At 76.3% G+C, this 12768-nt stretch carries 7 protein-coding genes; 2 read left to right on the top strand and 5 right to left on the bottom strand.

The window, feature by feature from the left end:
- Positions 1-61: 61 nt before the first annotated feature.
- Positions 62-2158, bottom strand: a complete 2097-nt coding sequence (locus ACFYU0_RS17175; RefSeq protein WP_389301943.1) for a SpoIIE family protein phosphatase — start codon at positions 2156-2158, stop codon at positions 62-64.
- 397 nt (positions 2159-2555) lie between these two features.
- Between ACFYU0_RS17175 and ACFYU0_RS17180 the strand changes: the two genes are divergently transcribed.
- Complete coding sequence (locus ACFYU0_RS17180; protein ID WP_351672589.1) at positions 2556-3164, top strand: response regulator transcription factor; 609 nt, start codon at positions 2556-2558, stop codon at positions 3162-3164.
- A gap of 7 nt (positions 3165-3171) precedes the next feature.
- Here ACFYU0_RS17180 and ACFYU0_RS17185 read toward each other — a convergent pair whose 3' ends face one another.
- The 4 genes from ACFYU0_RS17185 to lanKC all read right to left on the bottom strand — a co-directional run bounded on the left by ACFYU0_RS17185 (position 3172) and on the right by lanKC (position 10053).
- A complete protein-coding gene (locus ACFYU0_RS17185; protein WP_389301798.1) occupies positions 3172-5328 on the bottom strand; it encodes an ATP-binding cassette domain-containing protein in 2157 nt (718 codons plus the stop codon).
- A 46-nt stretch (positions 5329-5374) separates the two neighbouring features.
- Positions 5375-7075 carry an ATP-binding cassette domain-containing protein gene (locus ACFYU0_RS17190; RefSeq protein WP_389301800.1) on the bottom strand — a complete coding sequence of 567 codons (1701 nt, stop codon included), beginning with the start codon at positions 7073-7075 and terminating at the stop codon, positions 5375-5377.
- Between the two features lie 127 nt (positions 7076-7202).
- Positions 7203-7319, bottom strand: a complete 117-nt coding sequence (locus tag ACFYU0_RS17195) for a SapB/AmfS family lanthipeptide (RefSeq protein WP_351672594.1) — start codon at positions 7317-7319, stop codon at positions 7203-7205.
- 37 nt (positions 7320-7356) lie between these two features.
- Positions 7357-10053 (bottom strand): class III lanthionine synthetase LanKC, encoded by a 2697-nt coding sequence (gene lanKC, locus ACFYU0_RS17200; RefSeq protein WP_389301802.1) that lies wholly within the window; start codon positions 10051-10053, stop codon positions 7357-7359.
- Positions 10054-10254: 201 nt separating this feature from the next.
- Between lanKC and ACFYU0_RS17205 the strand changes: the two genes are divergently transcribed.
- Positions 10255-12708 (top strand): SpoIIE family protein phosphatase, encoded by a 2454-nt coding sequence (locus ACFYU0_RS17205; protein ID WP_389301804.1) that lies wholly within the window; start codon positions 10255-10257, stop codon positions 12706-12708.
- Positions 12709-12768: the final 60 nt, after the last annotated feature.

Consider the following 12768-nt stretch of genomic DNA (forward strand, 5'->3'; position numbering starts at 1 on the left):
GGTGCCTGGGACTCGCCGCCGTCGCGGGGCCTGGGACTCGCCGCCGTCGCGGCACCGCGGCTCAGCCGCCGTCGTGGGCCCTGAGCAGCAGCACCGCGACGTCGTCCATCCGTTCCTGCGCGGCCGCGCTGTGCCGCAGCAGCTCGTCGGCCAGCTCCTCCAGCGGCCGGCCGCCCACCTCGCCGAGCAGCGCGCCCAGGTCGACCAGGGAGTCCTCGATGTCCACGCCGGGCGACTCCACCAGCCCGTCCGTGTACAGGGCGAGCACCGAGCCGGGCGTCAGGGACACCTCGGTGGTCGGGTACGTGGCGGAGGCGTCGATGCCCAGCAGCGGGCCGCCCGCCAGGTCCAGCACCCGCACCCGGCCGTCCGGGCGCCTGAGCAGGGGCGGCGGATGCCCGGCGCGAGCCATCACGGCCCGGCCCCGGGCCGGGTCCAGGCGCAGGTACAGACAGCTCGCGAACAGCTCGGACCCCAGATCGATGAGCAGCCGGTTGGTGCTGCTCATCACCTCCTCGGGCGGCTGCCCCACCGTGGTGTAGGCGCGGACCCCGGTGCGGATCTGCCCCATCAGCGCCGCCGCCGTGACGTTGTGGCCCTGTACGTCCCCGATCACCGCCGCCGCCAGCGGGCCGCTCGACACCAGGTCGTAGAAGTCGCCGCCGATCTCCATGCCCTGAGTGGCCGGCAGATACCGGGCGGCCGCCTCGATCCCGGGCAGCCTCGCCAGCGAGTGCGGCAGCAGGGACTCCTGGAGCCCCTGCGCCAGCCGGTGCTTGGCGTCGTACAGCAGGGCGCGCTCCAATGCCTGCGCGATGAGACCGCCGAGGCTGGTCAGCACCGCCCGCTCGTCGGCGGCGAAGGCCCGCGGTTCGGCGTACGCGAGCACACAGGTGCCCACCGGCCGCCCGGACGCGATCAGCGGCAGGAACGCCCAGGCCGCGTAGCCGTCCGGGGTCCGCTGCCGGCTGGGATACAGCCGCTCCAGCTGCTCCTGGGTCTCGAAGAACCCCGGTACGCCGCTGTTCAGGACATGGGTGCCCGGGGTGCGCTCGGTGAGCGGCAGTCCGTCGAACCGCTCCACCACGTGCGGGTCGGTGTAGCCGCGGTGTCCCAGCACGTGCAGCCGTCCGCCCTGGGAGCCGAGGATCACCAGCGCCTGGCTGCCGACCGCCGGGGCCACCTCGTCGGCGACCAGCTGCACCACGTCGTGCACCCCGACCGCCTCGGTCAGCGCGCCCGCCAGGCTGAGCACCTGAGAGATCGTCACCAGCCGGGACGGCCCCGGTCCCGGCTGCGGCGTCTCGCGGGTGATCTCGGCGACCGCCCGGGCACGGGTGATCCGGACGCTCAGCCCGGTCCTGCTCGGGTACAGCCGGAACGACAGCCATTCGCCCGGCGGGCGCAGCGCCACGAACGACGCCACCTGCTGGCTGATCAGCGCGGCCCGGTAGCGGTCCTCGTACACCGGGTCGTTCAGCCACGGCACCGACACCCACGGCTGGGTGCCCAGCAGTTCGGCCGCCGGCCGGCCGAGCAGCTCGGCGGCCGCCGCGTTGACGAAGCCGACCCGGCCGTGCAGGTCCAGCGACACCAGCCCGTAGGGCAGCCGGGCCACCATCCGCGCCGCCTCCACCGTGCCCAGCGTGCCCGCCACCCCCGACACCGGCGCCGCCAGCAGATCGGCCTCGGGGAGCAGGGTCAGGTTCTCCTCGGCGGCCCGGGCCAGCCGCAGCGCGAGCCGTTCGCAACCCGCGGTCAGACGCTCCCGCTCCGGGTCGGACAGCTCCGGCGGCCGCACCCCGGGCCAGGTCACGAACACGGCGCCGAACACGGTGTCGGCCGTCGCCACCGGCAGCGCGGCCAGCGCGAACGGGTACGGCAGCACCACCGAGATACGCGGGTAGCGACGCGCCATCTCCTCCTCGCCGCTCACCCACACCAGCCGGCGCTCGCGCACCGCGTCCGCCACCGGGATCGGCGCGTGCAGCCCGACCCGCTCCCAAGGGGCCGCGAACGCGCGGGGCATGCCCGCCATGACCGCCATCTCCAGCACCGGCTCGGAGTGGCGCAGCAGGTAGACCGCGCCGGAGTGCGCGCGCACGTCCTCCAGCATCGAGGCCAGCGCGAGCGACAGCAGCGGCCGGCCGGCCGTCATGCCGGCCACCTCCGGTGTCCGCCCGGCCCCTGGCCCGTCGGGCACGGCGACCACCTCCTCGTACGGCCGCGCACGCCTCCCGGGATCAAGGCTGCCCCGTGGGCGCGCCGGGCGCACGGCGAGCGCCGCCGGCGTGCCCCCCGGCGGCGTCCTGACCTGCGCGCGAACCCGCGCGCGACGATCAAATCTTTCGATTACCCCGTCCGCCCGGACCCATGCCCAGGCATCGGAAGCGCGGGTGGTGTACGGGCGCCGCACGTGCGCCCCCGCGCATCCTGATGGCCGGTTTCCCGCGCCCGTGATCGGTGACAGCGCCGAACAATAGGGCACGCGCTCAACACCTGAATTCGAAAGCATGCGAGGCGGCCGCCGGGCGGTCCGCTGGAGGGGCGGGGCAGTGATACGGGTACTCCTGGTGCACGACGCGTGTCTGGTACGGGCGGTTCTGGCCGAGTGGCTGAGACGGGAGCCCGGGCTCCAGGTGGAGGACACGCCATGGCGGGGCGCCGCGACGAGGGTGCGCTCCTTATGCCCGGACGTCTGCGCGGCGGACCTCGAGTGCGGCGACGGCCAGGGGAGCCCGCCGCTCGGTGAACTGTGTCCCCCGGGCACGGGAGGGCGGCCGCCGGCGCTGGTGGTGCTGGCGAGCGGGAACCGGCCCGGGGCCCTGAAGCGGGCGGCCGAGGCGGGGGCGCTCGGCTTCGTCGACAAGGCGGGCTCCCCGGACCGGCTGGTGCGGGCGATCCGGCGGGTCGCGGAGGGGGAACGATTCGTCGACACGTCGCTGGGCTTCGGGTTCCTCAAGGCCGCTCAGATGCCGCTGACCGGCCGGGAGTTGAGCGTGCTGTCGATGGCGGCCGACGGCGCGTCCGTCGCGGAGATCGCCGGGCGGCTGCACCTGTCCCACGGCACGGTGCGCAACTACATGGCCGCGATCACCCGCAAGACGGGGGCGCGCAACCGCATCGACGCGATCCGGATCTCGCAGGGCGAGGGGTGGCTGTGACCGCCGGTCACCGCACCGGCGCGGCGGGCTCCGCCGTCCAGCCGCCGACCAGGTCGCGGTAGCGCGCCGAGGTCCGCAGCAGTTCTTCGTGGGTGCCGCAGGCGGTGCGCGGCCCGTCCAGCACCAGTACCCGGCCGGCCCGCAGGGCCGAGCTGATGCGGTGCGCGACGACCACCAGCGTTCCGCCGGGCCGGGCGGCGAAGGCCCGCTCGGCCCGTGCCTCGGCGGCCGCGTCGAGATGGCAGGTGGCCTCGTCGAGCAGGGCGAGCGGCGCCGGGGAGAGGTAGGCGCGGGTGAGCGCGATCAACTGGCGCTCGCCCGCGGACAGCGCGGCCGGATCGACCCCGGCCGCGGGGCCGCCCAGCGCCTCGAGCAGCGGAAGGCACCCGACCGCCTCGGCCGCGGCCGTCAGCTCCGCCTCCGGCACGGGCTCCCGGCGGAACATGCCCAGGTTCTCAGCGAGGGTCCCGCCGTGGACGTACGCCTCCTGCGGAATGAGCACCCGCGCGGCGGCCGCCTCCGGGCTCGGCACGGTGTGCCCGTACACCTGGATCGCCCCCTCGCGTGCCACCAGCAACCCCGCGACCAGCCCCGTGAGGGTCGACTTCCCGATCCCGCTCGGCCCCACGACGGCCAGGTGCCCGCCCGCCGGCAGCCTCAGATCGAGCCCGTCGAGCACGGGCTCGCTGGCGGGCCCGTAGGCGAAGGTGACACCCCGGAGACCGAGGGCGGGAGCCCCGGGACGCGGACGCGGGTGAACGGCTCCCCCCGGCTCCCGCCGTGGAGCCGGCCCTCCGCCCGAGGCGCCGAGCCGGGGCGCCGGGGGCCGGGGCGGCCGACCGCCGGGGCGGCCTCGTTCGTGCGTGGCCTCCCGTGCAGGCGGCCCTTCGCCCGCGGCGTCGAGCCGGTCGCTGCGGTCGGCCGGGGCGGGCGCTGGGTGGGGGGCGGGCTCTGTTGGCGGGTGCCGGTCCGGACGTCCCTCCCCGGCTGTGGGCCGTTTCGTGGGTGCCGGCCGGCTCGGCGTGCCGGATGCGGACGCCTGACGCTGGTCGCCGCGGTCGCCCGGTGTGGGCGCGGGGCGATGGTCCGGCTGGTCGGCGGAGTCGGGTGCGGGGCGCTGGTCCGGCCTGCCGGGTCCGGGCGCCGGGCGCCGGGCGCTGCGTCCGGCCGGGCCGGACGCCGGCTGTGGGTCCGGTCCGTCGGCGGGCCGTCGTGCGGCCGGTGGCCGGTTCTCGACGTCGGGGGGTGTGGGCGGGAGCAGGCGGCGTAGGACGACGGTGAGGCGGGAGCCGCTGGTGCCGAGGCCGTGGACGAGGTTCTGGAGGGCGGGGAGCAGGGACTGGGTGACGTAGGCCAGGGCGCCCACCAGCGCACCCGCGGTGACGCCGTGCCCGAGCAGCCAGGGCGCGGTCACCAGCAGCAGGACGACCGGCAGTTCGCCGCCCACCGCCAGCGCCGCCACCCGGGCCACGCTCCAGCGGGCCAGGGCGCGGGCGGCCCGCTCCTCGGCGGCGACCGCCTCCGAGGTTTCCGCCGCCATCCGGGCCTCCGCGCCGGCGGCCGCCACGTCCCGCAGCCCCGGGCACACCGCCCCCAGCTCCCCGGCGAGCGCCTCGTCGGCGGCGAGGAAGGACTCCTGGCGCCGGGCCAGCGGCCGCAGCGTCGCAGCGAACAGCGCGACACCCGCCAGCAGCGGCGGGACGACGACCGCGAGCAGCAGCGGGTCCAGCGCGCACAGGCCGGCCAGCGCCCCGGCCGCGGTGAACAGGAACGACCGGGAGACCAGGACGAGACCGGCGGACGTGTCCCGGGCGATCTCCACCTGCTGGGTGAGCCCGGAGAGCGCTCCGCCGTCCGCCTCCCGCACCCCGCGCGCCACCACCCGCTCGACCAGCCGGTCCCGGGCGGGCTCGACCAGCGCGGCGACCGCGCCGTACACGCGTCCGGTCCCGTACGCCCCGGCGGCCACCGCGAGCCCGGCCGCGCCGAGCCAGAGCAGGCCGGTCCGTGTGTTCCCGGCCAGGAACCCGGCGTCCAGCGCCCGCGCCAGGGCGTACCCGAGCACGAAGGTCTGCCCCGCCTCCAGGGCCGACCAGCAGCCGAGCCGCATCAGCACCCGCCACCGTGCCCGCAGGAACCGCAGCGCCTGCCGCCGTACGCCCATCAGCGGGCTCCTTCCCGGTGCGGGCACCCGCCCGCGGGCCGCTCGCTCATGTCCCGTCCTCCTCCCCGAACACCGCCCGGTACTCCGGGTCCCGCCACAGCTCGGCGTGCGGGCCCACCGCCCGTACCCGGCCCCCGTCCAGCCAGGCGACCGCGTCGGCGCGGGCCGCGGTGGCCGTGCGGTGGGCGATGAGCAGACGGGTCGGGCCCGCACGGGAGGACAGCAGGGCCTCGGTGATCTGGTGCTCCGTGACCGTGTCGAGGCTGGAGAGGGCGTCGTCGAGGATGAGCAGCCGGCCGCCGTGGGCGAAGGCGCGGGCCAGCCCGAGGCGCTGGGCCTCGCCCCCGGACCGGGGCGCGTCGGCGCAGCGGGTGGCGTAGCCGGCGGGCAGCCGGCGGACGAAGTCGTCGGCGCGGGCCGCGCGCGCGGCCGACCGGACGCGCTCGGCGGAGGGGGCGGCGAGCCCGAAGGAGAGCGTGTCCTCGATGGTGGTGCCCAGCAGGGCGGGCCGCTCGAAGGCGTACGACACCGCGCGGCGCAGCTCGTCGTGGCGCAGGTCGCGCAGCGGGACCCCGTCCAGCCGGACCTCCCCGGCGTCCGGGTCGGTGAGCCGGCCCGCGAGTTCGGCGAGCAGCGACTTGCCGGTGCCGGAACGACCGACCACCGCGAGCATGGCGCCCGCCGGGACGAGCAGGTCGACGCCGTCCAGCACGGTCCGCCCGCCCCGCCGGGCCGTCACGCCGCGCAGCTCCAGCCGTCCCTCGCCGGGCGGCAGTTCACCGGAGCCGTACCCGGGGGCCGGCTCGGCCAGCACCTCGGCCAGCCGTCCGGTGGCCGCGCGGGCCCGGGAGAGCGCGGCCAGGTGCCCGAGCAGCATGCCGACGCCGGTGGCGAGGGCCGCGTACCGGGAGGCGGCCAGCACCTCGCCGACCGACAGACGGTGCCGGGCGAGCAGCAGCCCGGCCACCGCGACCACGCCGAGGTTCAGCAGCGGCGCCACCGTGACCGCCTGCGCGGCGGCCCGCCCCTGCACCCGCCACATGCGGTGCCCGGCGCGGGACAGTTCCGGCAGCGGCCGCAGGATCCGGGCCGTCTCCCGGTCCTCGGCGCCGGCCGCGCGGATCGTGCGGGAGCCGCCGACCGCCTCGGTCAGCGCGGCGGCGATCCTGCCCTGCACCCGCTGGTAGTCGGCGGCGCAGGCCGAGGTGTCCCGGGCGAAGGCGCGCAGCAGCAGCGCCAGGACCGGCGCTCCGGCGAGGAACACGGCGGCCAGCCAGGGGTCGATGAGGCCCAGCGCCACCACCCCGCCCACCGGCCCGGCGAGCGCGGCGACCAGCGCCGCCGTGGCGCCCGGCGCCGTGCCGGCCTGCGCGGCGCTGCCCACCAGCCGGGCCACCAGGTCACCGGAGCCGAACCGGGCGCCCGCGCGCGGGCCGACGGCCAGTACGTGCCCGGTGACCCGGCGGCGCAGCCACGCGGTCGATCGCGCGTCCACCGTGCCGGTGAGGACGCCCGCGCACCCGTCCAGCACGGCGAGCAGCAGCACCAGACCCGCGCAGCAGGCCACCCAGCGGCCGGCCGGCGCACGGTTCAGCAGCAGGTCGAGGGCCCGGCCGAGCGCGGCCGGCAGCAGCAGTCCGGCGGCCGTCGCCGCCGCGCTGACGGCGCACAGCGCGGCGCACCGGGCCCGGACGTGCCGGAGCACGGCGCGCGGCAGACGGTCGGGGAGGTCGGTCGGGGGCGTCATCGGCTGCGGCCTCGCCTCGGATCGAACGGGAGCACGAACAACGAACGGGACGGGAAACGGGAAGGCTCCGGGCAGCCCACCCCCGCACGGGGAGTGGGGCGCCCGGAGCCGTTATCCGGCGGCTCGGTCAGAGACAGAGCGCAACGCTCGCCGCCGAGACGCAGGACAGCAGGCTCAGCGTGCTGGCGCCGCCGCCGCCGGTGTGCTCGTCGGACTCCAGGGTCTGCAGGTCGAGAAGTGCCATGATGGGTGTCCTTTCCCTATTGGGGACGGGGGTTGTGTCACGACTCCGTCGGTGCGGAGCCGCGTGTGAGGGCCGCCGGCGGCGGCAGGAACGGCAGGTGCGCGGCGCGTTCGGCGTCGAGGGCCGAGGCGAGCGCCAGCAGGCAGCCGGCCGTTCCGGTGGCGAGGTCCATGGAGAGCCGCATCATCTGGTTCCCGGGGAAGGCGAGCTGGCCCTGGTAGGCCATCGCGAACCAGCCGAGCCCCGCGATCTGCTGCTCGAGCCGCTCCCGGCCGGCGTCCGGCGTCAGGCCGCGGGCCAGGTGCAGGATCATTCCGGCGCGGCCCTGGAAGAGTCCGGGCTGCGCGTAGAAGCGGGAGGTGGCGGCGGTGCGGATGCCGGTCCTGGCCTGCTCGAACTCCGCCGCCGCGCCCGCCGCGTGTGCGAGGAAGGCCGTCTCGCGGGCGTCGTCGGCGGTCCGGGCGAGCGAGGAGAACCGCTCGCCGCCGTCGCCCGCGTGCGCCAGGTAGTCGTCGAGGACCATCCCGATCCCCACGCTCCCGTCGCCGAGGTACGGCAGCGTCCGCCAGCCCTCGTCCACCTCGAGCCCGCCGTGCGCCTTCTGGAGCACGCAGCCGGCCAGGTCGCGGCGCAGTGCCTCGGCCGCGGCCACCAGAAGCCGGGTCTCACCGGTCTGCTCGTACCGCCGCAGCAGGAACAGCGCGGGCCCGGTCGCGCCCCGCAGCAGCCCGGCCCGCCGCCGCGGCGTGTCCGGGACCGGCTCGGTGAGGCGCCGGACGAGGATGTCGGCGGCCTCATCGGCCCGCTCGCCGAGCTCCGGCTCGCCGGTCGCGGCCGCCAGGTGGCCGAGGACCAGTCCGACCCCGGCCAGTCCGCCGTTCAGTTCGGAGGAGAGGTTCTGCCACTTCTCCCGCAGGACGCAGTCGACCAGGTCCAGCGCACGCTGCCGGTGGCCGAGCCGGTCGAGGACCAGCGCCACGCCCGCGAGGCCGTCGTAGAGGCCCAGCGGAGTGCCGGGCGGCACCACCGCCGTGTGGTCCAGCAGCCAGCGCTCGCCCTCCTCGTACCGCCCGGCCCCGGCGGCGTCCAGCGCGTACAGCACACCGGCCGCGCCGTGCGCCAGGCCGAGCCCGCCGCCCTCGGAGAACTGGGCGATGTCGCCGGGGAAGAGCCGGTCGTCGCGCTCCGGCGTCGCGGAGGCGAGGATCGCCTTGACCATCGAGTCCCGGCTGTAGGGCCAGTCGCCCGGGTCCACCAGCGGAGCGGACGTCCGGGCCGTCCCGCCGGCCGGGTTCCGGGTGATCTCGGCGACCGCCTCGTCCAGGAAGGCGCGCGGCACGTCCGGGAACTGCCCGGCGATCACGTCCGCCAGGTGGGCGGCCTTGCCGCGGTCCACTACGAACAGCGTGGTCACCGGCAGGAACAGGGCGATCCGCAGACAGGCCAGCGCGTACCGGTCGACGTCCTTGCCGCGGCGGTCCGGCGGCGCGAAGAAGCCGGGGTGGGCGACGACCTGCCGCCCGTTCTCCTCGGCCGGCGCGGCCGCCTCGAAGTCGATGAGGTACACGGTCTCCTCGTCCGAGGCGACCATGACGTTGAAGACGTGCAGGTCGTTGAAGACCAGCCCGCGCTCGTGCACCGCCTCCACCGCGCGTTCCACCGCCCGGTGTACGCGCAGCGCCCACCGCGTGTACGAGGCCACGCGCTCCGGGTCGGGATCGGTCGTGAGCAGGGGATGCCGCTCGGCGAAGTACGAGTTGAGCGTGCGGCCCTCGAGGAAGTCCATCACCAGGAACCGGTGGTCGCCCAGCGTGAACCAGTCCCGCACCTCGGGCACCACGCCGGTCCCGGCGGCCCGTTCCAGCGCCGCCTTCTCCCGCTCCAGCCGGGCCACGGCGTCCGCCCCGTCTGCCGCGAGCCCGGCGTGCGGGCGCGCCTCCTTCAGCACGACCTTGCGCCCGTCGCGGGTGTCGGTGCCCACGTAGACCCCGCCGCCGTTGGAGAAGTGCAGCGCCTTCTCGATGCGGTAGGGCAGGTCGCCCACGGTCGTGGTGTTGCGGGCCTCCAGGTGCGGCCGCAGGAACTCCGGCAGCGCCACCCACTCGGGCACCTGGAAGGACGGGTCCCGCCGGTCCGGCACCAGGCGTCCCTCGCCGTCGGCCACCGCCAGGACCAGCGAGCCGCGCTCGTCGACGACGTACCGGCGGGCGAACGCGCCGTAGCGGACGTAGAGCGGGCCTTCGCCGTAGCGCAGGTCGGTCAGGATGTACGGCCCCTCGCAGCCCTTCAGCTCCGCGCCGAGCTCCTCCAGCACCTGCCGCAGCTGCTCCTCCCCGTCCGGGTAGACGGTGACGAACTTGCCGCTGGTGTCGCGGCCGGCGTACTTGGTGTTGCGCAGGTGCAGCAGGTGCGGGCCCGGCACGAACTTGAACGGGATGCGGCGCGGCACGCAGTAGTCCCACACGGCCGCCGCGATCCGGTCCGCGTTCGCCCGGGTCGCCGAGGAGTGCACCTTCCAGCCCTGGGCCGGCCCGGGCAGCGGTGCGCCGTCCGCGCCGAGCGGGGTCAGCGTCAGCCAGTCGCCGCTCCGTGCCGCGTGCCAGCCGTCCGGAACCGTGCGACGCGCCGTCTCGAACAGCGGCGCGGGCTCGTGCCCGTCGTCCGCCGAAAGCCGGTCGGGCGTGTCGTAGAAGTGCCCGTCGGCCAGCGCGTACACCTCGTACCGCTTGTCCATGCGCCTGCAGCCCCTCCCTGTGGGTGACCGGGGAAGAGATTTCCAGCAATCGACCGGTCGCGGACAGTCACCGCTGTCACGAGAAGGCCGTGCGGAACGCACAAGTAAAGATGTGTTCGGCGGCTTTCGAGCGGTACGCGGGCGGCGGCGCACGGGACGGCGCGTCCGCAGGGGCTGCGCCGTCGGCTCATACGCGCTGTAATGGCGAACGTGGCGAGTGAGGGTGCCGCGGTGCGCGGATCGCGGAGCGAGCGTGCCGCATCTGCCTTGGACGCACTCGCGGCCGTTCCCGCTGCACCGGACCGGCTGCGGCGCGTCCTGGAACAGGCGCTGGTCTTCGCCGGGGCCTCGTTCGCCGGCGTGTACGCGCCGGGCGACGACCCCGCGACGCTCCGCCTGACCGAGTCGGCCGGTCTGCCCCGCACCCTGTACGGGCTGCGCGACGGCTGTCCGGCCGCGGGCGGCTCCCCGATGGCCGAGACCCACCGCACCCGGAGCCCCGTCTGGCTGGGCCCGGCCGACCTGGCGGGGTGCGCCGAGGCACGCCGGGCGCCGTATCCGGACTTCTCGCTGGCCGCCCTCCCGCTCGGCCCGTCCGGCGGCTGCCTGCTCGCCGTCACCGAGCAGCCCGGCGGCTTCGGCGCCGACGACCGCGCCTGCCTGGAACTGGTGGCCCGGGCCGTCGCCCTGCCCGCGCCGGCCCCGGTCGCGACCGACACGGGCGAGCTGCCCGCCGACGCGTTCAGCGTGATCATGGACACCGGCCGGATCGAGGTCGGCGACGCGATCCTCGGTCTGTTCGGCATCGGCCGGCCGGAGTTCGACGGCCGGGTGGAGACGCTGCTCGGCCTCACCGTCCCCGAGGACCTGCCCTCCCTCATGTCCGTCGTCGAGGCCGACCACATGTCGATCGGCGAACGCGAACTGGAGTTCCGCATCCTGCAGCCCTCCGGCCCGCCCAAGTGGGTCAGGCTGCGCGGCCGGCTGGTGCCCGGCGGCGAGGGCCGTTCCGCCCGTCTCACCGGCACCGTCGCGGACGCCTCCACGCTCCGCTCCGGCGTCACCGACGTGGCCCGGGTCCAGCGGCTGGCCGCCGCGCTGGCCACCGCCGGCACCGTCAAGGACGTCGGTAAGGCCGTGGTCGCCGCCCTGCGCGTCCCGCTCAACGCCGACCGCATCGCGCTGGCCGAACTGGAGAACGACCGCCTGGTCGTCACCGTCCTCGACCCGCCGGAACCCGAGGCGTGGCCCGAGGTGTGGCGCACCGAGTGGCGCACCGAGTGGCCCGACGCGCCGGTGCGGGCGATGCCCACCCTGGCCTCCGCGCTGCGTCAGGGCCGCGCCCGCATCTGGCCCGCCGGCAGCCCGCTGGAGCCGGCCCTCGCCGAGGTCGGCCCCGGCGGCCTCGCCGTGCTGCCGCTGCCGGCCGGCGGCCGCATGGCCGGCGCCTGCCTGGTCGGCTGGGACCAGCCGCACGAGTTCGCCCCCGACGAGCGCGCCCTGCTCACCGCCTGCGCCGGTCTCACCGGACAGGCACTGCTGCGCGCCCACGCCTTCGACGCCGAGCACGAACTCGTCGGCATGCTCCAGCGCACCCTGCTGCCACGCCGGCTGCCCCGGCTGCCCGGCGCGGTCGCCGTCGCCCGCTACCTGCCCACCACCGCCGGCCTGGAGGTCGGCGGCGACTGGTACGACGTGATCCCGCTCGCCGACAACCACGTGGCCTTCGTCATCGGCGACGTCCAGGGCCACAACGCGGGCGCCGCCACCCTGATGGGGCAGATGCGCACCGCCCTGCGCGCCTACGCCGCCGAGGGCCACTCCCCGGACGTCGTCGTCGCGCACGCCAACCGGCTGCTGCTGGACATGGAGACCGACCTCTTCGCCACCTGCGCCTACGTCGACGTCGACATGGAGCAGGGCACCGCCCTGTGCGTGCGCGCCGGCCATCTGCAGCCCGTGCTGCGGCACCCGGACGGCAGCACCGAGATCGTGCAGGCCGAGGGCGGCCCGCCGCTCGGGGTGCTCGGCCAGGCCGAGTTCCGCATGACCCCGCTGCGGCTCCAGCCCGGCACGGTCCTGGCCCTCACCACCGACGGCCTGGTGGAGTCCCCGGGCGCCGACATCGACGAGGGCATGGACCGGCTCGCCGCCGAGCTGGCCGCCGCCGACCCCGGCCATCTCGGCCTGGTCGCCGACGCCCTGCTCACCGGCGCCCACCGCGGCGACGACGTCGCTCTGCTGCTGATGCGCTACGACGGCATGGCCGTACGCCCGCTGCGGGAGAGCTGGACCGTGTGGCGGGTGCCCGAGGCCGTCCGGCACGCCCGCCGCTTCACCCGGCGCACCCTGCGGACCTGGGGCGTCTCCCCGGACACCCTCGACGCCGCCCTCCTGGTCGTCTCCGAGCTGGTCACCAACGCGCTCGTGCACACCGGCGGGCCGGTCCGCCTCGACCTCAGCCTGGTCAACCACCGGCTGCGGCTCGCCGTCGCCGACACCTCGCCGCGCAGCCCGGTGCAGCCGACCAGCATCGGCTGGGAGGCCACAGGCGGCCGGGGCATCCTGCTGGTGGAGGCGGTGTCGGCGGCCTGGGGGACGGTGCCGGTCAGCGGCGGCAAGCAGGTGTGGGCCGACCTCGTACCACCGGACTGACCCGCCACTCGGGTACCGGTGCGGTCGGCGCACGGCAGGTCGACGGGCGCCGCGCGCCGA

The organism is Streptomyces sp. NPDC003720 (genome assembly GCF_042875075.1).
GTDB lineage: Bacteria > Actinomycetota > Actinomycetes > Streptomycetales > Streptomycetaceae > Streptomyces.